Source organism: Pseudomonas sp. C9D1, assembly GCF_056491235.1.
In genome coordinates this window covers 1,778,464-1,803,505 of the sequence record NZ_JBSZIE010000002.1, presented here as the reverse complement: position 1 = coordinate 1,803,505, position 25,042 = coordinate 1,778,464, and the positions used below count along the sequence as shown (strand labels likewise).

Here is a 25,042-nt window from a genome sequence, read left to right as displayed (position 1 = left end):
AGCACACCAGCCCTGATCAGCGATCGGGCAGGGTGATGTTCAACTCGAGGATGGAGCAGTTGCCCTGGTCCTCGAGCAGGACCTGGACCTGATCCTGGTCGATGTTGACGTACTTACGGATCACCTCAACCAGTTCCTTCTGCAGCGCCGGGAGGTAGTCCGGCTGGCTGCGCTGGCCGCGCTCGTGGGCGACGATGATCTGGAGTCGTTCTTTAGCGATCGAAGCGCTGTTCTGCTTCTTCCGCTCGCGAAAGAAGTCAAGAATATTCATTCACGGCCTCCAAAAAGGCGTTGCAAGAGTCCTTTCTTCTGCACGTCGAGGAACCGGTGGGGCAGTTCCTTGCCGAGCAGGCGATCGACGGCATCACTGTACGCCTGGCCGGCGTCGCTTTGCTCGTCGAGGATGACCGGAACACCCTGGTTGGATGCCTTGAGCACCGCCTGGGATTCCGGGATGACACCGAGCAGGTGGATGGCGAGGATTTCCTCGACGTCCTCGACACCGAGCATTTCGCCCTTGGTGACGCGCTCCGGGTTGTAGCGGGTGAGCAGCAGGCGCTCCTTGATCGGCTCCTCGCCCTTCTCGGCGCGGCGCGATTTGCTGGCCAGCAGGCCGAGCATGCGGTCGGAGTCGCGTACCGAGGAGACTTCCGGGTTGGTCACGACGATCGCCTCATCGGCGTAGTACATGGCCAGGTGGGCACCTTTCTCGATGCCGGCGGGAGAGTCGCAGACCACGTATTCGAAATTCTTCGCCAGCTCTTCGATGACCGTGCCGACGCCTTCGAGGGTCAGCGCGTCCTTGTCGCGGGTCTGGCTGGCGGCCAGGACGTAGAGGTTCTCGAGACGCTTGTCCTTGATCAGGGCCTGGGTCAGGGTCGCTTCGCCGTTGATGACGTTGACGAAGTCGTACACCACGCGGCGTTCGCAGCCCATGATGAGGTCGAGGTTACGCAGGCCGACGTCGAAGTCGACGATGACGGTTTTGTGCCCGCGCAGAGCGAGGCCGGTGCCGATGGCGGCGCTGGTGGTGGTTTTGCCCACGCCACCCTTGCCGGACGTGACAACGAGGATCTTGGCCAAGGTGATTCACCCCAAATAATAAGAAAAGCGGGAACTTGCAGGCCTTGGTCGGCCGTCCTGGCTCCCGTTCAGGTCCCTGAAAATTCGCGGCAGTATCCGTTAAAGGCGGGTGATGTTCAACACATCTCCCGACAGGCTGACCTGCACCGAATGCCCCCAGAGCGGCTCGCGCCGGAGGTCTTCGGCGACCTTGTATTGACCGGCTACCGACACCAGTTCGGCGGCCAGTTGCTGACAGAAGATCCGGGCCTTGGTATCGCCCTTTATGCCTGCCAGTGCCCTGCCACGCATGGGACCGTACACATGGATGTTGCCATCGGCGAGAAGTTCCGCACCCGGGCTCACGGGGGCGACCACCACCAGGTCGCCGCCGGGGGCGTAGATCTGCTGGCCGCCGCGTACCGGGGTGGTCACCACCTTGGTCGGGCGGGCCACGGGTTCGGCGGGTTTCTCCGGGGCTTTCGCCGCCTTCTTGGCGCCGGGCTCCACCGGGTCGATGACCCGCTCGCGAGCGCCCGAGGGCGGCAGCACGGGGATGTCGAGGGTATTGGCGGCGGCGATGTGCTGTTCGTTGCTGGCGCGGATGGCCAGGGTGCGCAGGCCATGGCGGCGGCAGACGTCGAGCAGCGCGGCGAGGTCCACTTCGCCTTCGCTGGCCGGCAGTTTGTCGAGGGCCATCACCAGCGGGGTGTTCTGGAAGAAGTTGGGGGCCTGGGCGACCTTGTCGGCCAGTTGCCGGTCGAGGCGTTCGAGGTCGTTGTGCGCCAGCTCCATCACGGTGATGGCGAGCATGCTGCCCTTGAGCTGGAACACGGGATCTTGGTCGAGAAGGTCAGCTTGGCTCATGGTCTTTCTGCTGGGTCTGATGGGCAGGACTTATAGCGAGAACGCCGGGCCGTCGCAAGACGCGCGGGGCAGGATGGGCGCCGGCTGGCAGCTATTTCTGTAGAATGCCGGCCTTTGCCCACGCAGCCCTACGGATCCACCGATGGAACGTCCCCGCTTCCGCGCCGCCTTCCTCCACCCGCGCTTCTGGCCCCTGTGGCTCGGCCTGGCGGTGCTGTGGCTGATTACCCTGTTGCCCTACCCGGTGCTGCTGCGCCTGGGGCGCGCCCTGGGCTGGCTGATGCTGCGGGTCGCCGGTTCGCGTCGACACATCGTCCGGCGCAACCTGGAGCTGTGTTTCCCCGCGTTGTCCGTTGCCGAGCGCAAGCGCTTGCTCAGGGAGAACTTCGCCTCCACCGGCATCGCCTTCTTCGAGATGGCCATGAGCTGGTGGTGGCCGGCCTCGCGCCTGCGCAAACTCGCCCATATAGAAGGCCTGGAGCATCTGCGCCAGGCCCAGGCGGACGGCCAGGGCGTGATTCTCATGGCGCTGCACTTCACCACCCTGGAGATCGGCGCCGCGCTGCTCGGCCAGGTGCACACCATCGACGGCATGTACCGCGAGCACAAGAACCCGCTGTTCGACTTCGTCCAGCGCCAGGGGCGCGAGCGGCACAATCTCGACGCCACGGCCATCGAGCGTGAAGACGTACGCGCCATGCTTAAGGTGCTACGTGCCGGGCGTGCCATCTGGTACGCGCCGGACCAGGACTACGGGCGCAAGCAGAGCTTGTTCGTGCCGCTGTTCGGCGTCACCGCCGCCACCGTCACCGCCACCACCAAGTTCGCCCGCCTGGGCCGCGCGCGGGTGCTGCCCTTCACCCAGGAACGCCTGGCCGACGGCTCCGGCTACCGCCTGGTGATCCACCCGCCGCTGGCCGACTTCCCGGGCGAGAGCGAGGAGGCGGATTGCCTGCGCATCAACCAGTGGATCGAACAGGCCGTAAGCCGCCTCCCCGAGCAGTACCTCTGGGCCCATCGCCGCTTCAAGACCCGGCCGGAAGGCGAGCCGAAGCTCTACTGAGCAGCGCCGGGCCCACGCGGGCCCTATACTCGCGGAAAAAAACGGAAGCCTTTCATGAGTGAACCCGCCGCAACCAAGCCCGTGACCGGACTCATCCTCTCGGGCGGCGGCGCGCGAGCGGCCTACCAGGTGGGCGTGCTGGCGGCGATCGCCGACCTGCTGCCCGACTCGATGCACAACCCCTTCCCGGTGATAGTCGGCACCTCGGCCGGCGCCATCAACGCTGTGGGCCTGGCCTGCGGTGCCCTGCATTTCAGTGAGGCGATCCGCCGCCTCACCGCCGTCTGGCAAGGCTTCCACACCTCCCAGGTGTACCGCAGCGACTGGCCCGGTGTATTGCGCCAGAGCGCGCGCTTCCTCGGTCACAGCCTGCTGGGGATGAACCGCCACGCGCCGGTGGCGCTGCTGGACAACGCCCCCCTGCGCGGCCTGCTGGAGCGCGAGCTGGACTTCACCGGCATCGCCGCCGCCGTACGCCTGCGCCAGTTGCGGGCCGTGGCGGTGACCGCCTTCGGCTACGAGTCCGGCCAGGCGGTGACCTTCTACCAGGGCCGCGCCACCATCGACCCCTGGTTCCGCCACCGCCGCGTCGGCGTGCCCACGCGCCTGGCGCTGGACCACCTGCTGGCCAGTGCGGCCATTCCGCTGATCTTCCCGCCGGTGCGAATCAACCGCGAATACTTCGGCGACGGCGCGGTGCGCCAGTCGGCGCCCATCAGCCCGGCGCTGCACCTGGGGGCCAATCGCATTCTGGTGGTGGGGGTGAGTGGCAACCCGCGGGTGGGCAACGTCAACGATGGTGTGGTGCGCGCCAGTACGGGCAACCCGCCGAGCCTGGCGCAGATCGGCGGGCACATGCTCAACAGCACCTTCATCGACAACCTGGAAAGCGACATCGAGCTGCTGGAGCGCATCAACCAGCTGAGCCAGGCGATCCCCGCCGGGCAGCGCCCGCGAAACCTGGGCCTGAAGCCTGTGGAGGTGCTGGTGATTTCGCCGAGCCAGCCGCTGGACACCATCGCCGCGCGTCACCGCCGCGAGATGCCGCGGGCGATCCGCACCTTCCTGCGTGGGCCGGGAGCGACCAAGGCCAGTGGTGCCGGGGTGATCAGTTACCTGCTGTTCGAACCCGGCTACTGCAATGAACTGATCGAGCTGGGCTACCAGGACGCCATGGCGCAGAAGGCCGACCTGCAAAGCTTCCTCGGCCTGGAGACGGCGTCGGTGCTGCCGACGCCGGTGGCCTACTAGCCCGCCAGGCGGCCGTCGCGGTAGTCGCGCAGGGCCTGTTCGATTTCCTCACGGGTGTTCATCACGAAGGGGCCGTACTGCACGATGGGCTCCCCCAAAGGGCGACCGGCGAGCAGCAACACACGGGCACCCTCGGTGCTGGCCAGTTCCAGCGCACCCTGCTCCGAGAGGCGCACCAGGCGACCCTTGGCCACCGGGTTGCCGTTGACGTGCACCTCGCCCTCGTAGACGTAGAGCAGCACCCGCAAGCCATCCGCCAGGCGCGGGGCTGCGTGGCTGCCGGCCTGCAGGTGCAGGTCGAACAGCTGCGGTTCGGTGTGCGGGCGCTGCACGGCGCCGTCCTGTTGCACCTCGCCGTCATCGAAGTGCCCGGCGATCACCAGCGCGTCGACGCCGCCCGAGGTGCGCAGGCGCGGGATTTCATGTGGTGCGAAGTCGCGGTAGCCCGGGTCGCCCAGCTTGTCCTTGCCCGGCAGGTTGAGCCAGATCTGGAAGCCGCGCATCACGCCCTCCTGCTGCTCCGGCATCTCGCTGTGAATGATGCCGCGCGCGGCGGTCATCCACTGCACGCCGCCGTTCTCCAGCAGGCCGACGTTGCCCAGGTGGTCCTCGTGGCGCATGCGCCCCTCGATCATGTAGGTGATGGTCTCGAAGCCGCGATGGGGGTGGGGCGGGAAGCCGGCGACGTAGTCGTCCGGGTTGGCCGAGCCGAACTCGTCGAGCATCAGGAAGGGGTCGAAGCGCGGAATGCCCTGCTCGGCGAAGACGCGGGTCAGGTTGACCCCGGCGCCGTCGGATGCGGGCTGGCCGGGGCGTTGTTCGATGATCTGGCGGTAGCGGTTCATAGGAGCCTCCCTGGAAAGAATGGGGCGATGCTAATCCAGGGAATCGAATCGATGGTGCGTGATTTTGCGTGGTTCCTATCGAGCCGTTGGATGGATTCTAAGCCCCCGGCTGGCGCCATGGTCGGCGCCAGCCGGGGGCTGCATCACTCGGCGATCTGCAGCTTGCGCGACTCGGTGTACACGTAGCGGATCTTCTCGTACTCGAAGGGCGAGTTGAGCTGGCCGTAGCGGAAGCTGGTGGTGTAGCGCTTGTCCACCGCCCGCAGCAGGCTGATCTCCGGGTGGTCGCGGCTGACCTCGGGCACGTTGAGGAAGTTGATCTGGTTGTCTGCCACGAAGTCCACCACCAGGCCGCCGGTGTCGCGCAGGTTGGAGGGGCCGAGGATCGGCAGCATCAGGTAGGGCCCGGCACCGAGGCCGTAGAAGCCCAGGGTCTGGCCGAAGTCCTCGCTCTGCTTGGGCAGGCCCATCATCGTGGCCGGGTCCCAGAGCCCGGCCACGCCTAGGGTGGTGTTGAGCAGCAGGCGCCCGGTGACTTCCATCGAACGCTGGCCCTTGAACTGCAGCAGGCTGTTGAGCAGGTTGGGCACATCACCCAGGTTGCTGAAGAAGTTGCTCACGCCACTGCGCACGAAGCGCGGGGTGACGTAGGTGTAGCCGCGCACCACGGGCAGGAACACCCATTGGTCGAAGCGGTAGTTGAAGTGGTAGACGCGTCGGTTCCAGGACTCCAGCGGGTCGTAGACCTCCAGGGCGTCGAAGGTGGAGCGCTCGAATTCGCGCTGGTCGAGCCCGGGGTTGAACTGCAAGCGCTGGAGCGGCTCGGTGAAGCCATCCGGCTCCTGGCGCTCGTCGGCGAGAAGGGGGGCGCTGGCCAGCAGCAGGGCGAGGAGGAGAACGTGCTTAGCCACGGAAGAACTCCAGCATGGCGTCGCTGTTGACGCGGTAGTTGAGGTTGCCGCAGTGGCCGCCATGGGGGTAGACGGTCAGGCGGTCGCCGAAGGTGCGGCGCAGGAAGCCCAGGTCGCCCGGGCCGAGGATGACGTCGTCGGCGTTGTGCATCACGGCGATCTTCCCGCTCTGTTTCAGGTAATCCTCCAGGCCGTAGAGGCTCACCTGGTTGATCAGTTGGGTAAGGCTGCCACCGTCGAAGCGGGCGCGCCAGAAGGGAATCAGCTGCTCGGTGATGTAGCAGTCGAAGTCGCACTGCAGCGCGCGCTTGAAGAAGGGCGTGAGGCTGGTGCCTTCGGTGATCGGCAGTTTCACCGGGGTGATCAGGCCGCGACGGTTGATCAGGTCCGAGGTGAAGGCGATGTCCGAGGAGGAGAAGCGGAAGGAAGTGCCGATGAGCATCGCCATCTGCTCGTCCGAGAGCTTCTGCTTGGATTGCTGGAAATCGTAGAGCAGGGCGTCGTTGAGGTCGACGTAGCCGCGCTGCTGGAAGTACCGGGTCAGCTTGCCCAGCACCACCTGGTAGAAGGTGGTGTTGTCGTCGATGCCCTTGACCCGGGTCTGCACCAGGCGGTCGAGGTTGGTGATGGAGGTGTAGAGGTTCACCGGCGGGTTGAGCAGCAGCACGCGCTTGAAGTTGAAGCTGCGGCGGGTCTCGTCGAGCTTGCTGACGAAGGCCGCCTCGAGCGCGCCGAGGCTGTAGCCGGTGAGGTGGTACTCGGTGACCGGCAGTTTCGGGTGCTGGGCGCGCACGGCCTGCATCACCCGGTAGAGGTCGTCGGCGTCTTCGTTGGAAAGCCCCGGCGTGGCGAAGCGCGAGGCGGCGGCCATGAAGTCGTAGCTGGTGGGCGAGGACAGCTGCACCACGTGGAAGCCGGCGCCGTAGAACAGCCGCTTCAGGTACTCGGCCTGGCTGCTGGAATAGTGGGCCCCGGTGCCAGCGATGATGAAGATCAGCGGCGCGGCGTGGTCCTGCTGGGCCAGGCGGTAACGCAGGGTCTTCACCGGCCAGAAGTTGTCCGGCAGCTTGAACTCGCGCTCGGGGCGCAGCTTGAGGTCGTAGTCGGCCTGGTCGATGTCCTCGTCCGCCGGCAGGTCGGGGCGCAGCTCCGGTGGCGTGGTGGCGATGGTCGCCTCGAACGGGTTGGTCAGCGGGAAGCCATAGCCGGCAGCATCTATATCGGCCGCCCACAGCGGGGCACTCAGAAGCAGGCTGCCGAGCAGGGCAGCGAGGCGGAGACGGAGCATGAGGTTCAAGTCCCTTTGCAGGAAGTCGGGCTGAGGGGATACCGATGCTATGACAAGTGCGGGCTCGCCAAAGTGCCGTGAGGGAAGGCGAAATGCCTTCACGGGGCGCCGGACAGCATGCACCCGGCGCAACGGCGGGTCCAGGCCTCCTTGTTAGCGCTGTTTACAGACTTTGTCTTGCATACGGCGAGCGTGCGTTTATCCTTGGCGCCGCTTTCAATTCTTCGGAGAGAACCATGTCACGCCGTCTGCCCCTGATCATCCTGCTGGTGGTCCTGTCGCTCTGGCTGGCGGCCAGCTATGGCCTGCGCTACGGCCTGATGGAGGACGGCCAGTGGGTCGGCCTGTGCGTCGATGATGCCCAGCGCTGGGAATGCCAGGTGCGCGCCAACCTCGGCCTGCTCATCCACTTCCGCGTCATCGCCTGGAGCGCCCTGGTGCTGTCCCTGGTCGCCTTCTTCGTACCCGGCCGCGTCGGCTGGGGCCTGGGCGTGGCGGCCATGCTCTTCGCCCTGCCGGCCCTGGTGCTCTACAGCGCCAGCCTCGGCGTGTTCGCCATCGTCATCGCCGCCCTGCGCCTGGTGCGCGCACCGCGTGGCGGGCTGAGCATCGCCTGAAGATTCGGTGCGGAATGAAAAAGGACGCTTCGGCGTCCTTTTTTTCGCCTGCGGGTTGGGGCGGCATGGCCGGGTTCGGCTGCGTTGCGTCGGGCTGTGTAGGGTGGATGGCGCTCTTCTCATCCACCAGGCGGTGCTGCCGGGGAACACCCTGCAGTGGCAGCCCTGCGGCCTGCTTGGCGACTGAAGTCGCCCCTACATGGCGTGGGTGAGCCTGTAGGTCGGGTGCAACCCGTTATTTGTGTGCGGGATGCCCTGGGGCGTTGCCGTGGGCGAATTCACTCGCGAAAGGCCCTGCCCGCTGCATCGCGGTTGAAACCGTTCCCACGCCAGCAGGCCGGTTATCGCGGGCCATAAAAAAGGGATGCCGAGGCATCCCTTTTTCGTTGCATCTGGCTCAGCGGCCGAGGCGCAGGCTGCGTACCAGGGCGAGGGTCAGCAGCAGGGCGGTGGCGGCCCAGCCGATCGCCTGGATATTGCCCAGGGTCTCCTCATAGAGCTGCGGGATGATGCCCAGGCCGATGAACAGAGCCAGCAGGGCGATCTCGCGGCGCGGTGCTTTCACCGGGCGGCACAGGTAGACCACCGCCGGCAGCAGCAGTGCGGCGCTGGGGAAGCTGCGGTAGCGGGCGTCGAAGACCAGGGCCAGCATCAGCACGGCACCGGCGAAGCCAGAGGCGGACAGCCACCAGCCGGCACGGGTGTCGAGCCAGGCGAACAGGCGGCCACGGGTGCCTTCGCGGGTCGACAGCGCCAGGGCGCCGTGCATCAGCACCACCAGGTTGAGGCCGACGATGAAGGCCGCCCAGGCCCATTCACCGGCGAAGCGAGCGGTGATGCGCGCCAGTTCGGCCCACATGCCGATGCAACCGGCACCGAGTGCGGCCAGCAGGGGCAGCAGCAGGGCAGCGCGGCTGGAGGCGGGGCGCCCGGCGACGATCAGGGTGAGGGCGAAGATCAGCCCGCTGACGGAAAGCCACAGCGGCCAGTTCGGCAGGTTGGAAACCGGGCCGGCGAGCACGCCCTTCTCGGTACGGTCAGCACTGAACAGGCCCCAGTAGCCGCCGACAGCGCCTTCGCTTTCGCGCTTCCAGGGCTGGTCGAAGGCTTCGATCAGGTTGTAGCGCCAGCCGTTCTCTTCGGCCATGTGCACGAAGCCACGGATGAACAGGGCTTCGTTGACGCGGCTGGGCAGGGCGGTTTCGCGCTGGCGGCCTTCGCTGGGCCAGCCGGTTTCGCCGATCACGATGTCCTTGGGCGCGAAGCGCGTGCCGAATTCCTCGCGGATGTCCTTCACGTGGGCCAGGGCCTCGTGGATGCCGGCGGGGTCGTCTTCCCAGTAGGGCAGCAGGTGAATGGTGAGGAAATCCACCGCCGGGGCGACTTCAGGGTGCTTGAGCCAGAACTCCCACACATCCGCATAGGTGACCGGCTGCTTGACCTGGGCTTTCACCTGGCCGATCAGCTTGGCCAGCTGGGCGCCGGTGACTTCCTTGCGCAGCAGGGTTTCGTTACCGACGATCACCGCCTCGACCACGTCCGGGTTGGCGTTGGCGGCCTTGATCAGCGCGTCGATCTCCTTGCCGGTGTCCACCGGGTTGCCGTTGACCCAGGCGCCGAGCATCAGCTTCAGGCCATGCTTGCGGGCCAGCTCCGGGATGGCTTCGAGGCCGGTCATGGAGTAGGTGCGCACGCAATGGAAGCGGGTGGCGAGCAGTTCGAGGTCGGCGTCCATGCGCTCGGGGCGCAGCACGAAGGGCTGGTCGAACGGCGACTGGTCCTTGTCGAACGGGCTGTAGGAGGCGCATTGCAGCTTGTGCGTCGGGGTGGCCGCATCGGGCAGGATCACCGGCTTGCCCTGGCCGTACCAGAGGGCGGCGAGCAGCAGCAGGGCGGCGATCGAGGCGAGCAGGTAGGGCAGAACGGGGAAGTGACGGGTCTGGCTCATGGGCTAAGGGCGCGTGGTGGCGGCAAAGCCGCGCATCTTAGCGGATTCAGCTGTTCGGTAGGAATGCGCTGGCCACCTGCTAACTGGTTTCAGCGCATTACCGAGGTGTTTTCCGGCCCGTTCAGGCGTGCTGGTGCAACCAGTTGCCCCGAGGCGCCGCCGGGCCTTCGGCCTTGGCCTTCTCGAAGCGCTTCCAGACCTTCTCGTGGACGTAGAAGCCCACGGAGTTGACCAGCGGCTCGACGATCGCCACCAGGCCACCAATGGCGACGCTACCGGTGAGCAGGTAGGCGACGGTGAAGGCGATGCCGAAGTGCATGACGGTGAAGGTGACGGTCTTGAGCATGATGGGTCTCCCTGCAGATGGGAATGATTCCGAGTTAGGTGCAGAGTAGAGGCCCTGTTTCATGCAAGGAAATATGCATGGGAAATGGTGCTGATAGAGCGCCTATATGAATGGCCTACGACCTTGGTCGAGAAAGCCCCGACGCTACGACTAAGGTCGTCTGTTGCCTGTGTACGAGCGTTCTAGAGTTGTTTTCACCACTAACGTGCTGTGTAGAGGACAACAACAATGAACGACAGCATCTACCAGCGGATTCACGAGAATCCGCGATTCCAGGAGTTGGTCGCCAAGCGCGAACGCTTCGCCTGGATTCTCTCCGCCATCATGCTCGGCCTGTACCTGGCCTTCATCCTGCTCATCGCTTTCGAGCCCCAGGTGCTCGGCACCAAGCTCAGCCCGGGCTCGTCCATCACCTGGGGCATCCCGATCGGCGTCGGCCTGATCGTCTCCGCCTTCGTGCTCACCGGCATCTACGTGCGCCGCGCCAATGGCGAGTTCGACCGTCTGAACCGCGAAGTCCTCAAGGAGGCGCAGCAATGATCGCGCGCATTCTCTCCATCTGCGGCATTGTCGGCCTGATGGCCGTGGCCCCGGCCCTGTGGGCCGCCGGCGCCCTCGAAGGCGACGTGCAGCGCCAGCCGCTGAACGTCTCCGCCATCGTGATGTTCGTGGTCTTTGTCGGCTTCACCCTCTACATCACCTACTGGGCGTCCAAGCGCAGCAAGTCGACCGCCGACTTCTATACCGCCGGCGGCAGCATCACCGGTTTCCAGAACGGCCTGGCGATCGCCGGTGACTACATGTCCGCGGCGTCCTTCCTGGGTATTTCCGCCCTGGTCTACACCTCCGGCTACGACGGCCTGATCTACTCGATCGGCTTCCTCGTCGGCTGGCCGGTGATCCTCTTCCTGATCGCCGAGCGCCTGCGCAACCTGGGCAAGTACACCTTCGCCGACGTCGCCTCCTACCGCCTCAAGCAGAAGGAAATCCGCACCCTGTCCGCCTGCGGTTCTCTGGTGGTGGTGGCCTTCTACCTGATCGCGCAGATGGTCGGTGCCGGCAAGCTGATCGAACTGCTGTTCGGCCTGAACTACCACGTGGCCGTGGTCCTGGTGGGCGTGCTGATGGTGCTCTACGTGCTGTTCGGCGGCATGCTGGCCACCACCTGGGTGCAGATCATCAAGGCGGTGATGCTGCTGTCCGGCGCCTCCTTCATGGCGATCATGGTGCTCAAGCACGTCAACTTCGACATCGGCATGCTGTTCAGCGAGGCCATCAAGGTCCACCCGAAAGGCGAGGCCATCATGAGCCCCGGCGGCCTGGTGAAAGACCCGATCTCGGCGATCTCCCTCGGCCTGGCGCTGATGTTCGGCACCGCCGGCCTGCCGCACATCCTGATGCGCTTCTTCACCGTCAGCGATGCCAAGGAAGCCCGTAAATCGGTGTTCTTCGCCACCGGCTTCATCGGCTACTTCTACATCCTCACCTTCATCATCGGTTTCGGCGCCATCCTCCTGGTCAGCACCAACCCGATGTTCAAGGACGCCACCGGCGCGCTGCTGGGCGGCAACAACATGGCGGCGGTGCACCTGGCCAACGCCGTGGGCGGCAGCCTGTTCCTCGGCTTCATCTCGGCCGTGGCCTTCGCCACCATCCTCGCGGTGGTCGCCGGCCTGACCCTGGCCGGTGCCTCGGCGGTGTCCCACGACCTGTACGCCTCGGTCATCAAGAAGGGCAAGGCCAACGAGAAGGATGAGCTGCGCGTATCGAAGATCACCACCGTCGCACTCGGCGTCCTGGCCATCGGCCTGGGCATCCTGTTCGAGAAGCAGAACATCGCCTTCATGGTGGGCCTGGCCTTCTCCATCGCGGCCAGCTGCAACTTCCCGGTGCTGATCCTTTCCATGTACTGGAAGAAGCTGACCACCCGTGGCGCCATGATCGGCGGCTGGCTGGGCCTGATCACCGCGGTCGGCCTGATGATCCTCGGCCCAACCATCTGGGTGCAGATCCTCGGTCATGCCGAAGCCATCTACCCCTACGAGTACCCGGCGCTGTTCTCGATCCTGGTGGCCTTCGTGGGTATCTGGTTCTTCTCCATCACCGACAAGTCCGCCGCTGCAGACGAGGAACGCGCACGCTTCTTCCCGCAGTTCGTCCGCTCGCAGACCGGCCTGGGCGCCAGCGGCGCCGTCGCCCACTGATCCACGCACCACTCCGTGACATTGGGCAGCCTTCGGGCTGCCCTTTTTGTTTGGGGCGGGGTTGAACAGGGGAGAGGAGGGGCAACGTGCAGTTCCGAGAGGGCGGGTGCGTCAGGGGGAAGAACAGAAAGATCAGTAAGGGTGGATTACGAGGGTGGGATCAGCTTCGAAGAAGCGGTGGGCTTAAGCCCACCCTACGCCCACCCTGTGCGTCATAGGGGCTGCTGCAGGTGGGATGAGGAGAGAGGAGGGGGTGCTCGCCTCGCGAACCACATCCGCCAATGTGGCCCGGGAGGGAGCGTGGTCAGATACGGCCCAATATCATCAGAACCAGCAGGATGATCAGCAGGGTGCCGATGATGCCAGAGGGACCGTAACCCCAGCCACGGGAGTGGGGGAATACAGGCAGGCCGCCAATGAGCAGCAGAATCAGGATGACGAGCAGAATGGTACTGATACCCATGGTGGAACTCCTTCTATGAACCTTGTTCTTGGACTTCCCGGAGCCGCCGCACACTTCATGCATCGCTGCATGCAAGGTGAGTGACCGCTCCTGTAAATTCCGACTTCGCCTGTTTTGCAAAGGTTCATGAAAGATTCTTGCGCGGGCGTTTTTGTCGAGTGAAAACAAGGGCTTGCCGACTATCAGAAGTTAGGGGCGAGCCACGGAAACGAACGGGGACAGCAGGATGCTTTATCGGATTGCAGCGGACGCGGTGGTGCTTTTCCACCTGGGTTTCATCCTCTTCGTGCTGCTGGGCGGCGTGCTGGTGCTGCGCTGGCCGAAGCTGGCGCTGCTGCACCTGCCCGCCGCCTGCTGGGGCGTGACCGTCGAATGGCTGCACCTGATCTGCCCGCTCACGCCATTGGAAAACACCTTGCGCCGCGCGGCCGGCGAGCAGGGCTACGAAGGCGGTTTCATCGAGCACCACGTGTTGCCGGTGATCTACCCGGCGGGCCTCACGCCGGGCATCCAGCTCTGGCTCGGCGGCGTCGTCGTCGGCCTCAACCTGCTGGTCTACGGTGTTCTCCTGGTGCGCCTGTTGCGTCGCGCCCGCTAGCGCCTGTCGAGGGTGCGCGCAAGGCGCCGATGCGTTGATTTGCCCCCGTCATTCAGCGCCCTGATTTCGCGCTTTGGCGGGTGGCGCCTCGCTAAACTGCGGGGCACCAACGCACATACCAAGAAGGCAACCTCACCATGCAGAACCGCATCATGATCACCGGCGCTGGCTCCGGTCTGGGCCGTGAGATCGCCCTGCGCTGGGCCCGTGAAGGCAGCAAGCTGGCCCTTTCCGACGTCAACGAGCCCGGGCTGGCGGAAACCCTCGCACTGGTCCGCGAAGCGGGTGGCGACGGCTTCACCCAACGCTGCGACGTTCGCGACTACAGCCAGCTCACCGCCTTCGCCCAGGCCTGCGAGCAGAAGCTCGGCGGCATCGACATCATCGTCAACAACGCGGGCGTGGCCTCCGGCGGCTTCTTCGAGGAGCTGTCCCTGGAAGACTGGGACTGGCAGATCGCGATCAACCTTATGGGCGTGGTCAAGGGCTGCAAGGCCTTCCTGCCGCTGCTGCAGCGCAGCAAGGGCCGCATCGTCAACATTGCCTCCATGGCGGCGCTGATGCAGGGCCCGGCGATGAGCAACTACAACGTGGCCAAGGCCGGCGTGGTGGCGCTCTCGGAAAGCCTGCTGATCGAACTCAAGCAGGAAGGTGTCGGCGTGCACGTGGTCTGCCCGTCGTTCTTCCAGACCAACCTGCTGGACTCCTTCCGTGGCCCGACCCCGGCCATGAAGCAGCAGGTGGGCAAGCTGCTGGAAAGCTCGCCGATCAGCGCCGCCGATATCGCCGACTACATCTTCAATGAAGTGGCCGCCGGCACCTTCATGATCCTGCCCCACGAGCAGGGCCGCATGGCCTGGGCGGTGAAGCAGAAGAACCCGCAGATGCTCTACGACGAGATGGCCAACATGTCGGACAAGATGCGCGCCAAGGGCCGCCAGCAGGCGTGAGCCCTTCCGGCCCGGCTCCACGCAGGTGGGGCCAGGCCTGCCAGCGGCGTTTAGTGGCTGGTTTTTCTGTCCGCTCGGTCAATTTATGCCCGCCCACGTCTTGCCCGGCTGCGCTTTCGCGGAGTAGGGTTGCACCCCCGGCGTGCATGCCGACGACCTTCTGGACTCCCTGTGAAACCTGCTTCCCGAGCCCTGTTCATGCTGGCTCTGGTGCTGGCGGCGATCAACCTGCGCCCTGGCATCACTTCCCTTGCCCCCCTGATCGAACGCATCGCCAGCGAGCTCGACCTGAGCCGTGGGCTGATCAGCCTCACCACCGCGTTGCCGGTGCTGTGCATGGGCCTGCTGGCGCCCCTGGCACCGCGCCTGGCCATGCGCTTCGGCCTGGAACGGGTGATCGCCCTGTGCCTGCTGCTCATCGTCATCGCCTGCGGCGTGCGCGTGGCCGGGCACGCCAGTGCGGTGCTGATCGGCAGCGCGGTGCTGTTGGGGGCCGGCATCGCCATCGCCGGACCGCTGGTGTCCGGGTTCATCAAGCGCCATTTCCATGACCAGGTCGGCCGCGTGGTCGCCTGGTATTCCCTGAGCATGACAATCGGTGGCGCCTCCGGCGCGGTGCTCACCGAGCCGGTGACCCAGGCGCTGGCCAACGAGTGGTCGATGGGCCTGGCGTTCTGGGCGTTGCCGGCACTGGCCGCGATGATCCTCTGGCTGTTCCTGCCCAACCGCGCGGAGACGAGCAGCGAGGCCGGGGGCTCCGGCGGGCTGCCCTGGCGTGAGCCGCGTGCCTGGCTGATCACCGCCTTCTTCGCCATCCAGGCCGGGCTGTTCTACGCCCTCACCACCTGGCTGGTGGCGCGTTACCACGAGGCCGGCTTCAGTGTGCTGCGCAGCAACAGCCTGTTCAGCCTGTTCATGCTGGTGGGGCTGCCCAGCGCCTTCATCCTGCCCTGGCTGGCCCAGCGCTACGACAACCGCTACCAGCTGCTGCTCGGTTGCGGCATCACCAGTTCGCTGTGCCTGGGGATGATCACCTTCGCCCCCGGCCTCTACCCTGAGGTCTGGGCGGTGCTGCTGGGGCTGGGGCTTTCCGGCTCCTTCGCGCTGTCCATGGTGCTGCCGCTGTACGAGGTGAACACCTCCCTGGCGGTGAGCCGCTGGACGGCGATGATGCTCTTCGCCGGGTACAGCCTGGGCAGCCTGACGCCGGTGCTCGCCGGCCTCGGTCGCGACCTGGGCGGTAACTACCAGTTGCCCTTCATGGTCTTCACCGGCCTGGCTGTGACCATGTGCGTGCTGGCCTGGATGTTGGGCCGGCGCCGGGCCTGATGGGGCCTGGTCGAGGAAATCAGCGGCAATTCCTTTCCTGCCTGGCAGCCCTGTGATAGAAGGCTGCCACTGTTTTTCTGGAGTGCTCGCGTGGACTCTGAATCCATCGTCTATGGCTGCATCCGCGACTGGCCGTCGGACGACGACGAGGTGCGGCAACTGCGCCGCGCGACCAACCGCCGCGTGATCGAAAGCCTGCCTGCCGGTGACATCTGGCCCTTCCTCGGGCGCGAGATGTTCTCCTTCAGCGCCCACCCCGGCCAGGGGCTCTACCAGACCCAGGTGATCCACTTCGGTGCCAGCTACGCGGCGGTGGAGTACGAGTGGAACCTGTGGGTGCAACAGTTCGAGGCCCTGCTCAAGCAGCTCTACTGGGGCAGTGCGGTGGTGCACCTGGAGACCGAGCTCAACGGCACCCACACCTTCCGCTGGGAAAGCGAACAGGGTTTCCACAGCCCCCAGGAAGCCAACCTGCGCGTACGCTGCGCCTGGGAACGCGAAGGCGCGTTGCGCGGCTGAACACATCTGGCGCGCTCCTTGCCTTCAGCGCCTTGCAATGAGCTGCAGCGTGAGCTGCGCCCTGATCGGCTCCAGACGAGGACATCCCCCCATGCTCAACTACCTCTGGTTCTTCCTCGCCGCACTCTTCGAGATCGCCGGTTGCTATGCCTTCTTCATGTGGCTGCGTCTGGATCGCAGCGCCTGGTGGATCGCCCCCGGGCTGCTCAGCCTGCTGTGCTTCGCCCTGCTGCTGACCCGCGTCGAAGCGGCCTACGCCGGTCGCGCCTACGCGGCCTACGGCGGCATCTACATCATCACCTCGCTGCTCTGGCTGGGTCTGGTGGAGCGCACCCGCCCGCTGGCCAGTGATTGGCTGGGCGCGGCGCTCTGCGTCGCGGGTGCACTGGTCATCCTGCTAGGGCCACGCTTCTCCCAGAGCTGAAGGGCAACCCGTGCTTTCGTCGAATCCTGATACCGATGGGGGTGGCAAGGCGCTCCCGGGCTGCTAGATTTTCGTCCTCGGTCTCGATCATCCTTTCGCCAGGCCCGGTTACCCAACAAGAACAGGACGGACCCGCCATGGATACTTGTCAGAGCATTTCCGCTGCCGAATTGAAGAACCTGGTCCATCAGCAACTGCACGACTGTTCCCCTGCCCAGCAGGTGGTGTTCGCCGCCTGTCGCGTTCCCTTCTATGCCCACACCCGGCTGCGCCTCGGCGAGCTGGAGCCGGTGCTGGTCGTCGCCGAGCTGCCCAGCGGTCTCCTCTATTTCGAGGAGGCGGACGAGGGCTTCGGCCTTGGCGTGGCGGACGAGCACGGCGTGCTCCACTGCCATGGCCACTACCAACTGGCACTGTCCCAGGCGCTTTCCCGCGCCGGCTTCTGAGGCGCTCCGGGCTGCCGGTTATCCAGGCGGCCATTCTGCCGATGCACTGTTCCCACAGCGTCACGCCTGTCGCCCGCTCGACAGCGAAGGTGCGCGCAAGGGGCTCAATCGCGTAGCATTCCTATGCATGATGGCACTTTGCAATCTTCCGCCTGCCGCCGTCATTTCAGGCCCGTTCCGGGCACCGCTGGCTAAGCTTCTTGTCTGAAGCGAAGAGCTGGCTTCAACCACCATCAACATCAGCCGCTGCATGCAGCCGGCCACAGGGGAGCGACGGATGGAGAAAGTAGAAGCCAAACGCCTGGCGCTGTTCCTGCGCACGCGCCTGGCTCTATGGCTGGCCTACTTCCTGATCCTGTTCGGTGGTGTGGTGGCCATCGGCGTCAACCTCTATCAGGTGTTCGACTCCCGCACGCACTACCTCAGCGAGGCGGACAAATCCAACGCCAACCTGGCCTACTCGGTTTCCCAGCACGCGGAGGAGACCATCAAGGAAGCCGACCTGATCCTCAGCGGCCTGGTCTACCTGCTGGAAAGCGCCGACCTGCACGACCAGCAGCGCATCAAGGGCCTGATCACCGCCTACAAGCTGCGCGCGCAGCAGCTGTCCGGCATCTACGTGTTCGACAGCAGCGGGCGTTGGCTCCACTACACCAGCGCGCCGCCGTCGCCCACCACCAGCAGTGCCGACCAGGAATACTTCCAGCACCACCTCAACTCGGTGAGCCGCGACATCGAGGTCAGCTCGCCCATGCAGAGCCGTTCCACCGGCGAGTGGGTGCTGCCCATCTCGCGCCGCCTCAACGGCACCCATGGCGAGTTCGCCGGGGTGGTGCTGGCGACCATCCGCATCAGCTACTTCAACGCCTTCTACAAGGACTTCGACATCGGCCGCAACGGCGCCATCCTCCTGGCCGAGAACGACGGCACCCTGGTGGTGCGGCGCCCGGTGATGGAGCCCGGCACCGGCAACCTGAAGGACAGCCCGCTGTTCATGGACGACCTGAAGAACTCGCCGGTGGGCACCGGCGCCGGCCTTTCCAGCCTGGACGGCCGCGAGCGCGTCTACGCCTACCGGGTGCTGGACGGCTACCCGCTGCTGGTGGTGGCCGCGATGCAGAAGAGCGAAGTGCTCACCGAATGGCGGCAGAAGGCCGTGGTGCTGGTGACCCTGGTCACCGGTCTGGTGTTGGCGCTGATGAGCATCGGCGTGGTGCTGGTGCGGCGTACCCGCCAGCGCCTGCTGGCGGCCCGCAGCATCCAGCTGGAGAACGAGGAGCTGTCGCAGCTGGCGGCGATAGACGGCCTGACCGGCATCGCCAACCGCCGGCAGTTCGACAAGACCCTCAACGAAGAATTCCAGCGCGCGGCGATCATCCGCCAGCCCATCTCGCTGCTGATGATCGATGTGGATAACTTCAAACTGTTCAACGACACCTACGGCCACCGTGCCGGCGACCTGTGCCTCAAGGCGGTGAGCGAGGCGCTCAAGGTGATCAAGATCCGCTCCACCGACCTCATTGCCCGCTACGGCGGCGAAGAGTTCGCCATCATCCTGCCGCACACCGCGCCGGCCGGCGCCCAGGTGATCGCCGAGAGCGTGCGCGCCGCCGTCGAGACGAAGCACATAGAGCACCTGGGGGCCCAGGCCGGCGTGGTGACCGTGAGCATCGGCATCCACAGCATGATCCCCCGCCCCGGCGACCTGCCCGAGATGCTCATCCAGAGTGCGGACACGGCCCTCTACGCCGCCAAGCACTCCGGGCGCAACAAGGTGCGCAGCTTCGGCTGAGTGCAGCCCGACCCTCCAATAACCCTGAATCCGGCCGCTTTGCAGGGCTGCGGGCCGCAGCCCGCCTGCTTATGCCATCCAAGCGAACACTTATTGCCAAATCTTCTTGAAATTAATATTGCGCGCAAAATAAATGCACACTAATCTTTGCTCCATGGAATCGCTTAGCGCACAAATCTACAGCGAACCAAATAACCCCCAATCGCTATCCAGAGGAATACATCATGAGCATCGAAAACGTCCTGTACCGCGCCTATGCAGAAGCCACCGGTGGCCGTGAAGGCCGCGCCATCTCCTCCGACGGCGTCCTCGACGTCTCCCTGACCACCCCGCGTGAACTGGGTGGCGCGGGCGGCGAGGGCACCAACCCCGAGCAACTGTTCGCCGCCGGTTATTCGGCCTGCTTCCTGGGGGCGATCAAGTTCGTCGGTGCCCGTGACAAGTACGCCGTTCCGGCGGACGCCTCCATCGAAGGCATCGTCGGCATCGGCGCCATCCCCACCGGCTTCGGCATCGAGGTGGAACTGCAGATCAGCCTGCCGGGCATGGACAAGGACAAGGCGCGTGAGCTGGTGGAAAAAGCCCACATCGTCTGCCCCTACTCCAACGCCACCCGCGGCAACATCGACGTCACCCTGACCCTGGTCTGAGGCGACGGTGGAATGCAAAAGGGCCCTTCGGGGGCCCTTTTGCATTTGGGAGAAACAACGTTCGCAGGATGGGGCGAGCGGTCAGGCCTCGGGCTCGATAAACAGCTGCTGCACCACGGAGAAGTCCTGGCGGCCCTTGCCCTGCTTGAGCAGCATCTTGTAGAGCTGCAGCGCCAGGGCGCCCATGGGGGTGCTGTTCTGGGTGAGCTGGGCGGCCTCCTGGGCCAGGCCCAGGTCCTTGGCCATCAGCTCGGCCATGAAGCCGCCCTGGTAGCCGTTACTCGCCGGTGCCGCAGCCATCACGCCGGGCCAGGGGTTGTAGCGCTCCAGCACCCAGTTGCCGCCGGAGCTCTGGCGCATGATCTCCGCCAGGGCGCTGGGGTCGAGGCCGTTGGCCACGCCCAGGGCCATGGCTTCGGCGGTGGCGATCATCTGCACCGCCAGCACCTGGTTGTTGCACACCTTGGCCACCTGGCCGGCGCCTTCGGGGCCGGCGTGGAAGATGTTCTTGCCCATGGCCGCCAGCACCGGGCGGGCCTTTTCCAGGGTGTTGCCGTCGCCGCCGACCATGAAGGTCAGGGTGCCGCCGGCGGCCCCGGCGGTGCCACCGGAAACCGGTGCGTCCAGCAGGTCGATGCCCAGCGCCTTGGCCTGGGCGTGCACCTTGCGCGCCGAGTCGGGGGCGATGGTCGAGCACTCCAGCACCAGGGTGCCGGCGCGGATGAAGGCGAGCAGGCCGTCATCGCCCAGGTACAGGCCCTCCACATGGCGGCTGGCGGGCAGCATGCTGACCACGATCTCCACGCCGGAAACGGCATCGTGGGCATCGTTGGCGGCCTTGGCACCTTCGGCCACCAGTTCGTCCACCGCGCTTTGCACCAGGTCGAAGACCTTGAGCTCATGGCCGGCCTTGAGCAGGTTGCGGGCCATTGGCAGGCCCATGTTGCCGAGGCCGATGAAGGCGATCTTTTTCATTGTTGTTCTCCTTGGCCGTTGTGGATGGGCTAGAGCGCTGCCAGCGGATGGGGGCCATCCCACACCGGCTCGAAGTGCGCCTCGATCACCGCGCGGGGGATGGCGGCGGCATCGGGCCAGTGCCAGCGCGGCGTGTTGTCCTTGTCGATCAGGCGCGCCCGCACACCTTCGGAGAATTCCGGGTGGCGGCAGCAGTTCAGGCTCATGGCGTATTCCATGCGGAACACCTCGCCCAGGGACAGGTAGCGGGCACGGCGGATCTGCTCCCAGACCAGGTGCGCGGTGAGCGGGCAGCCGCCGGCCAGGGTCTTGGCGGCGCGGGCGAGGAGGGCGTCATCGTCGTGCTGCAGCGCGGTGATGGCCTTCCAGGCGGTCGGCAGGTCGGCCACGTCAAGCAGCGCGTCGATGCGCGCCCGGCGGGGCAGCCACTGGGCCGCCGGCAACTGGCCGCGGGCCTGGTGTTCTAGGGACTGCAGCAGGCTGGTGAGCTGCGCGCCGGCCTGCTCGCGCCAGTTCAGCTGCACCAGGCCGTCGAGCAGCTCGGCTTGCTGGTCTTCCAGCAGGAAGCGGTCGGCGAGCCCCAGGTCCAGGGCGTCGTGGGCGTTGATGGTGCTGGCGGTGAGGCCGAGGAACAGCCCCAGGCGGCCGGACAGGCGGGCGAGGAACCAGCTGCCGCCGACGTCCGGGTACAGGCCGATGTTGATCTCCGGCATGCCCAGACGGCTGGAGGGGGTGACGATGCGGATGGCGGCGCCCTGCATCAGGCCCATGCCGCCGCCCAGCACATGGCCGTGGGCCCAGCAGATCAGCGGCTTGGAGTAGGTGTGGATGCGGTGGTCGAGGCGGTATTCGTCGGCGAAGAAGCGCGCCGCCAGCGGGGGCACCTCGCCGGGGTGTTCGCGACAGGCCTCCACCAGCTTGCGCACATCGCCGCCGGCGCAGAAGGCGCGCGGGCCGTTGCCGCGCAGCAGCACACAGACGACCTCCGGGTTGCTTTCCCATTCCTGCAGCCGGGCGTCGAGGGCCTCGATCATCGGCAGGCTCAGGGCGTTGAGGCTGGCTTCGGCATCGAGGCTGGCGATGCCGATGCGGGCGCCGTGCAGGCCGACGCGTTCTTCGAACTGGATATTCATCACTTCTCCCAACGGGTGTCTTCTGGCTGGCGGCTCAGCGGTTGCGCCATTGCGGGTCGCGCTTCTCGAGGAAGGCGTTGACCCCTTCGCGGGTGTCCTCGGCGTCGAACAGGTCGACGAAGCGCTCGCGCTCCTCCGGCAGCCAGGTGTTCGGCCCGCGCTGGCGCGCGCCTTCGATCAGCGGCTTGATGGTGCGCACCGCCACCGGGCTCTGCCGCGCCACCTTGGCGGCCAGCAGCAGGGCGGCGCCGCGTGCTTCGCCGGTGTCCACCACCTGCTCCACCAGGCCGATGCGCAGGGCGGTTTCCGCGTCCACGCGCTCGCCGCAGAGGATCATGCGCTTGGCCCAGCCTTCGCCCACCAGCCAGGACAGCGCCTGGGTGCCGCCGGCGCAGGGCAGCAGGCCCACGGCCGCCTCGGGCAAGGCCATCAGCGATTGCCGTTCGGCGATGCGAAGGTCGCAGGCCAGGGCGCATTCCAGGCCGCCACCCATGGCGTAGCCGTTGATCGCGGCGATGGACACGCCACGGAAGTCGCGCAGGGTTTCGAAGGCTTCGCCGAAGCGCCGGGCCATCTCGCGGGCGCGGGCCTTGTCGCCGTCGGCGAAGAGGTTGAGGTCGGCGCCGGCGCTGAAGAACTTCGGTCCCTGGCCGGTCACCACCAGGGCGTAGACGTCGTCGTCGCGGTTGAGGTGCTCGACCACCTGCTTGAGGCCGATCAGCGAGTCGCGGTCCCAGGTGTTGGCCGGCGGGTGGTTGATGGTGATCAGCGCGGTGTGCCCGTGCTTTTCCACGGTGAGCTTGTGGGTCAGGTCGAAAACGCCGGCTTGGTACGGCTCTACGGCAGTGCTCATGGAGTGCTCCTTACAACAGGCGGTCGATGCTGCCGCCCTGTTCCAGTAAACGGCGCGCCACGATGACGCGCATGATCTCGTTGGTGCCTTCGAGTATCTGGTGCACACGGGTGTCGCGCACCCAGCGCTCCAGAGGGTAGTCATTCAGATAGCCATAGCCACCATGGAGTTGCAGTGCATCGTTGCAGATGTCGAAGCACTGGTCGGTGGCGAAGCGCTTGGCCATGGCGCAGTAGAGACTGGCCTCGGCGTGGCGATGGTCCAGGCGGTGGGCTGCCAGGCGCACCATCTGCCGGCTGGCGGTGAGCGCGGTGAGCATGTCGGCGAGTTTGAACTGCAGGGCCTGGAATTCAGCCAGGGGCTTGCCGAACTGCTTGCGCTCCTCAACGTAGCGCAGGCTCTGCTCCAGCGCCGCCTGGCCCGCGCCCAGGGAACAGCTGGCGATGTTCAGGCGGCCACCGTCCAGGCCCTTCATGGCGTAGACGAAGCCCTGGCCTTCCGGGCCGATGCGGTTGCCGGCGGGGATGCGCACGCCTTCGAAGGTGATGGTGCGGGTGGGCTGGGCGCGCCAGCCCATCTTGTCTTCGTTGCGGCCGTAGCGGATGCCCTCGGCGTCGGCCGGCACCAGGAAGCAGGAGATGCCCTTGGCGCCGTCTGCGCCGGTGCGTGCCATGACGATCAGCACCTGGGTGCTGCCGGCCCCGGAGATGAAGCACTTGCTGCCGTCCAGCACGTAGTGCTCGCCATCGCGGCGCGCACGGGTGCGCAGGTGGGCGGCGTCGGAGCCGGCATCCGGCTCGGTGAGGCAATAGGACGCCAGGTGCTCGCCGCTGATCAGCCCCGGCAGCCAGCGCGCCTTGAGTTCGGCATCGCCGAAGGAGGCGAGCATCCAGGCGGCCATGTTGTGGATGGTCAGGTAGGCGGTGGTGGCGACGCAGCCGGCGGCGAGCTGTTCGAAGATCAGCGAGGCGGACAGGCGCGAGAGGCCCAGCCCGCCGTCGTCCTCGGCGATGTACAGGCCCAGGTAGCCCTGCTCGGCGGCGCGGCGGATCACTTCCACCGGGAAGTGGTGGTCACGGTCCCAGTCCGCTGCGTTCGGCGCCAGCTCGTGGCGGGTGAAGGCGGCGGCGCTGTGTACCAGCAGGCGCTGTTCATCACTGAGTTCGAAGTCCATGGCGTCTCATTGCAAGGTCGGGGGTTGGTTGCCGGCACGCCGTTCGGCCTGCCAGTCGGCGAGGCTGGGCAGGGCGCTGCTGGCGTCGAGGCGGTCGACGATTTCGAAGTAGTCCTGCTTGAGCGGGTCCTTGAGCACCTCGTCACGGGTCTTCACCCGCACGGCATAGACCGTCTGCAGGTTCTGGTGATCGAAGGGACGCCACTGCTGCTCGTCCTTCAGCAGGCTGTATGTATGGCCTTCCAGCGCCTTGATCAGTGCCTCGCTGCTGAGGCTGCCGCTGCGTTTGGCGGCATCGGCCCATTGCTGGACGATGCTGTAGGCCGAGGCGGCGGAGCTGGAGGGGTACATCTGGTAGCGGGCCTTGAAGGCTTCGACGAAGGCCATGCCGCGCTGGGATTTCTCCAGGGCCGGCACGCGCCAGGTCCAGGGTTCGGTACCGAGCACGCCTTGCATCAGGTCAGGGCCGGCCTGCTCGATGATGCCCTGGGTGAGGTTCGGCGCGACGATCTGCATGCGCTCGGTCAGGCCCATGTCCTTGGCGATGCGCATGGCGCGCACCAGGTCTTCGCCGAACAGCACCAGGGCCAGCACCTGGGCGTCGCTGGCGGCGGCCTGGGTCAGGGCGTCCTGGTAGTCGGTGAGACGTGCGCCGGGGAAGGGCACGTGCACGCCGGCGTGACGGGCAGGGTCCTGGCTGGCGGTGGCCTGGCGTAGCGAGGCTTCGGTGGTGTGGCCCCAGGTGTAGTCGGCGGTGACATAGAAATAGCGTTTGTCGGGCAGGGTCTTGTTCAGGTACTGGCCGAGCACCTTGGCGCTCATCCAGGCGTTGTTGCACTCGCGGAACATGTAGCGATGGCCGTTCTTGCCGGTGGTGTCGTTGGAGTAGGTGAGGGTGCCGAAGTACAGCAGGCCGTGGTCACGGGCACGTTCGCCGGCGGCGATGGCCACCGCGCTGGAGGCCCCGCCGAAGAGCATCACCGCGCCTTCGGCGGCCAGCTTGTCGACGTTCTTCACCGCTTTCTCCGGGCGTGAGGCGGAATCCTTGCCGGACAGGCGCAAGGGGCGGCCGAGCACCCCGCCGGTGGCGTTGAGCTCGTCGATGGCCAGCAGGGCTCCACGCATCTGCGCCAATCCCTCTTCCTTGTATGAGCCGGTGCGCGGGTAGTTGAGCCCCAGGGTGATGGGCTCAGCGGCCTGCGCACAGGCGGTGATTCCGGCCCAGAGGGCCAGAGTGGCAGTCAATCGGCGCATTGCAGTTCTCCTTGTTGTTGTGGAAGAACCTTTTACGCCGCTCGTTTGTGGGGTGAGATCGTCTTTTGGTCTAACAGGCT

At 66.0% G+C, this 25,042-nt stretch carries 27 protein-coding genes; 13 read left to right on the top strand and 14 right to left on the bottom strand.

Features of this window, described 5'->3' with window-relative positions; genetic code table 11:
- Window positions 1–16 precede the first annotated feature (16 nt).
- The 3 genes from minE to minC form a co-directional block, all read right to left on the bottom strand.
- Window positions 17–271 (bottom strand): cell division topological specificity factor MinE, encoded by a 255-nt coding sequence (gene minE / locus ACXI0U_RS16465; RefSeq protein ID WP_021221290.1) that lies wholly within the window; start codon window positions 269–271, stop codon window positions 17–19.
- Window positions 268–1,083, bottom strand: a complete 816-nt coding sequence (gene minD / locus ACXI0U_RS16460) for a septum site-determining protein MinD (protein ID WP_021221289.1) — start codon at window positions 1,081–1,083, stop codon at window positions 268–270. Before minD ends, minE begins: the two co-directional genes overlap by 4 nt.
- Window positions 1,084–1,182: 99 nt before the next feature.
- Complete coding sequence (minC, locus tag ACXI0U_RS16455) at window positions 1,183–1,929, bottom strand: septum site-determining protein MinC (RefSeq protein ID WP_184487776.1); 747 nt, start codon at window positions 1,927–1,929, stop codon at window positions 1,183–1,185.
- 142 nt (window positions 1,930–2,071) lie between these two features.
- Between minC and ACXI0U_RS16450 the strand changes: the two genes are divergently transcribed.
- On the top strand, window positions 2,072–2,992 hold the full coding sequence (locus tag ACXI0U_RS16450; RefSeq protein ID WP_184487777.1) for a lipid A biosynthesis lauroyl acyltransferase: 921 nt from the start codon (window positions 2,072–2,074) through the stop codon (window positions 2,990–2,992).
- A gap of 54 nt (window positions 2,993–3,046) precedes the next feature.
- Window positions 3,047–4,243: a patatin-like phospholipase family protein gene (locus ACXI0U_RS16445; RefSeq protein WP_021221285.1), complete on the top strand. Its 1,197-nt coding sequence runs from the start codon at window positions 3,047–3,049 to the stop codon at window positions 4,241–4,243.
- On the opposite strand, the gene ACXI0U_RS16440 is transcribed toward ACXI0U_RS16445, so the two are convergent.
- The 3 genes from ACXI0U_RS16440 to ACXI0U_RS16430 all read right to left on the bottom strand — a co-directional run bounded on the left by ACXI0U_RS16440 (window position 4,240) and on the right by ACXI0U_RS16430 (window position 7,287).
- Window positions 4,240–5,088 carry a pirin family protein gene (locus ACXI0U_RS16440; RefSeq protein WP_435635207.1) on the bottom strand — a complete coding sequence of 283 codons (849 nt, stop codon included), beginning with the start codon at window positions 5,086–5,088 and terminating at the stop codon, window positions 4,240–4,242. The two genes, ACXI0U_RS16445 and ACXI0U_RS16440, sit on opposite strands and share 4 nt — an antisense overlap.
- Window positions 5,089–5,231: 143 nt before the next feature.
- Window positions 5,232–5,999 carry an MlaA family lipoprotein gene (locus ACXI0U_RS16435; RefSeq protein ID WP_021221283.1) on the bottom strand — a complete coding sequence of 256 codons (768 nt, stop codon included), beginning with the start codon at window positions 5,997–5,999 and terminating at the stop codon, window positions 5,232–5,234.
- Window positions 5,992–7,287 (bottom strand): serine/threonine protein kinase, encoded by a 1,296-nt coding sequence (locus tag ACXI0U_RS16430; RefSeq protein ID WP_316925765.1) that lies wholly within the window; start codon window positions 7,285–7,287, stop codon window positions 5,992–5,994. The genes ACXI0U_RS16435 and ACXI0U_RS16430 overlap by 8 nt, the downstream gene beginning before the upstream one ends.
- A 236-nt stretch (window positions 7,288–7,523) precedes the next feature.
- Between ACXI0U_RS16430 and ACXI0U_RS16425 the strand changes: the two genes are divergently transcribed.
- Window positions 7,524–7,904, top strand: a complete 381-nt coding sequence (locus ACXI0U_RS16425) for a hypothetical protein (RefSeq protein WP_479550585.1) — start codon at window positions 7,524–7,526, stop codon at window positions 7,902–7,904.
- 397 nt (window positions 7,905–8,301) lie between these two features.
- Here the strand turns inward: ACXI0U_RS16425 and ACXI0U_RS16420 are convergent, their stop codons facing one another.
- Both ACXI0U_RS16420 and ACXI0U_RS16415 read right to left on the bottom strand, forming a co-directional pair.
- On the bottom strand, window positions 8,302–9,852 hold the full coding sequence (locus ACXI0U_RS16420) for a glycoside hydrolase family 17 protein (protein WP_479550584.1): 1,551 nt from the start codon (window positions 9,850–9,852) through the stop codon (window positions 8,302–8,304).
- 121 nt (window positions 9,853–9,973) lie between these two features.
- The gene (locus tag ACXI0U_RS16415; RefSeq protein ID WP_021221279.1) at window positions 9,974–10,198 is read right to left on the bottom strand and encodes a DUF2061 domain-containing protein; all 225 of its coding nucleotides are present in this window, start codon (window positions 10,196–10,198) and stop codon (window positions 9,974–9,976) included.
- 228 nt (window positions 10,199–10,426) lie between these two features.
- Here ACXI0U_RS16415 and ACXI0U_RS16410 point away from each other — a divergent pair, with 228 nt between their 5' ends.
- Window positions 10,427–10,738: a DUF485 domain-containing protein gene (locus ACXI0U_RS16410; protein WP_021221278.1), complete on the top strand. Its 312-nt coding sequence runs from the start codon at window positions 10,427–10,429 to the stop codon at window positions 10,736–10,738.
- Complete coding sequence (locus ACXI0U_RS16405) at window positions 10,735–12,402, top strand: cation acetate symporter (RefSeq protein ID WP_021221277.1); 1,668 nt, start codon at window positions 10,735–10,737, stop codon at window positions 12,400–12,402. Before ACXI0U_RS16410 ends, ACXI0U_RS16405 begins: the two co-directional genes overlap by 4 nt.
- Before the next feature lie 304 nt (window positions 12,403–12,706).
- On the opposite strand, the gene ACXI0U_RS16400 is transcribed toward ACXI0U_RS16405, so the two are convergent.
- Complete coding sequence (locus tag ACXI0U_RS16400; protein WP_021221276.1) at window positions 12,707–12,865, bottom strand: DUF3309 family protein; 159 nt, start codon at window positions 12,863–12,865, stop codon at window positions 12,707–12,709.
- Window positions 12,866–13,091: 226 nt separating this feature from the next.
- Between ACXI0U_RS16400 and ACXI0U_RS16395 the strand changes: the two genes are divergently transcribed.
- The 8 genes from ACXI0U_RS16395 (at window position 13,092) to ACXI0U_RS16360 (ending at window position 19,573) form a co-directional block, all read left to right on the top strand.
- Complete coding sequence (locus ACXI0U_RS16395; protein ID WP_479550583.1) at window positions 13,092–13,463, top strand: DUF2784 domain-containing protein; 372 nt, start codon at window positions 13,092–13,094, stop codon at window positions 13,461–13,463.
- Window positions 13,464–13,600: 137 nt separating this feature from the next.
- Window positions 13,601–14,413: an SDR family oxidoreductase gene (locus ACXI0U_RS16390; RefSeq protein WP_021221274.1), complete on the top strand. Its 813-nt coding sequence runs from the start codon at window positions 13,601–13,603 to the stop codon at window positions 14,411–14,413.
- A gap of 171 nt (window positions 14,414–14,584) precedes the next feature.
- Window positions 14,585–15,742 (top strand): MFS transporter, encoded by a 1,158-nt coding sequence (locus ACXI0U_RS16385; protein WP_184487784.1) that lies wholly within the window; start codon window positions 14,585–14,587, stop codon window positions 15,740–15,742.
- Between the two features lie 90 nt (window positions 15,743–15,832).
- Entirely contained in the window at window positions 15,833–16,261 is a 429-nt protein-coding gene (locus ACXI0U_RS16380) for a hypothetical protein (RefSeq protein WP_111260484.1), read from the top strand.
- Between the two features lie 91 nt (window positions 16,262–16,352).
- Window positions 16,353–16,685 (top strand): YnfA family protein, encoded by a 333-nt coding sequence (locus tag ACXI0U_RS16375; protein ID WP_021221271.1) that lies wholly within the window; start codon window positions 16,353–16,355, stop codon window positions 16,683–16,685.
- Between the two features lie 137 nt (window positions 16,686–16,822).
- Window positions 16,823–17,131 (top strand): hypothetical protein, encoded by a 309-nt coding sequence (locus tag ACXI0U_RS16370; RefSeq protein WP_479550582.1) that lies wholly within the window; start codon window positions 16,823–16,825, stop codon window positions 17,129–17,131.
- A 277-nt stretch (window positions 17,132–17,408) separates the two neighbouring features.
- The gene (locus ACXI0U_RS16365; RefSeq protein WP_052351389.1) at window positions 17,409–18,923 is read left to right on the top strand and encodes a sensor domain-containing diguanylate cyclase; all 1,515 of its coding nucleotides are present in this window, start codon (window positions 17,409–17,411) and stop codon (window positions 18,921–18,923) included.
- A gap of 224 nt (window positions 18,924–19,147) precedes the next feature.
- Complete coding sequence (locus ACXI0U_RS16360) at window positions 19,148–19,573, top strand: organic hydroperoxide resistance protein (protein ID WP_021221268.1); 426 nt, start codon at window positions 19,148–19,150, stop codon at window positions 19,571–19,573.
- A gap of 81 nt (window positions 19,574–19,654) precedes the next feature.
- On the opposite strand, the gene mmsB is transcribed toward ACXI0U_RS16360, so the two are convergent.
- Genes mmsB through ACXI0U_RS16335 form a run of 5 tightly spaced genes read right to left on the bottom strand, consistent with a single transcriptional unit; the run spans window position 19,655 to window position 24,962 of the window.
- Window positions 19,655–20,548, bottom strand: coding sequence for a 3-hydroxyisobutyrate dehydrogenase (gene mmsB / locus ACXI0U_RS16355; protein ID WP_021221267.1), 894 nt, complete (start codon window positions 20,546–20,548; stop codon window positions 19,655–19,657).
- Between the two features lie 29 nt (window positions 20,549–20,577).
- On the bottom strand, window positions 20,578–21,681 hold the full coding sequence (locus tag ACXI0U_RS16350) for an enoyl-CoA hydratase/isomerase family protein (protein ID WP_479550581.1): 1,104 nt from the start codon (window positions 21,679–21,681) through the stop codon (window positions 20,578–20,580).
- Window positions 21,682–21,715: 34 nt separating this feature from the next.
- On the bottom strand, window positions 21,716–22,534 hold the full coding sequence (locus ACXI0U_RS16345) for an enoyl-CoA hydratase (protein ID WP_184487789.1): 819 nt from the start codon (window positions 22,532–22,534) through the stop codon (window positions 21,716–21,718).
- Between the two features lie 10 nt (window positions 22,535–22,544).
- The gene (locus ACXI0U_RS16340) at window positions 22,545–23,708 is read right to left on the bottom strand and encodes an isobutyryl-CoA dehydrogenase (RefSeq protein ID WP_423501311.1); all 1,164 of its coding nucleotides are present in this window, start codon (window positions 23,706–23,708) and stop codon (window positions 22,545–22,547) included.
- A 6-nt stretch (window positions 23,709–23,714) separates the two neighbouring features.
- Window positions 23,715–24,962 (bottom strand): ABC transporter substrate-binding protein, encoded by a 1,248-nt coding sequence (locus ACXI0U_RS16335; protein ID WP_271658664.1) that lies wholly within the window; start codon window positions 24,960–24,962, stop codon window positions 23,715–23,717.
- Between the last annotated feature and the right edge of the window lie 80 nt (window positions 24,963–25,042).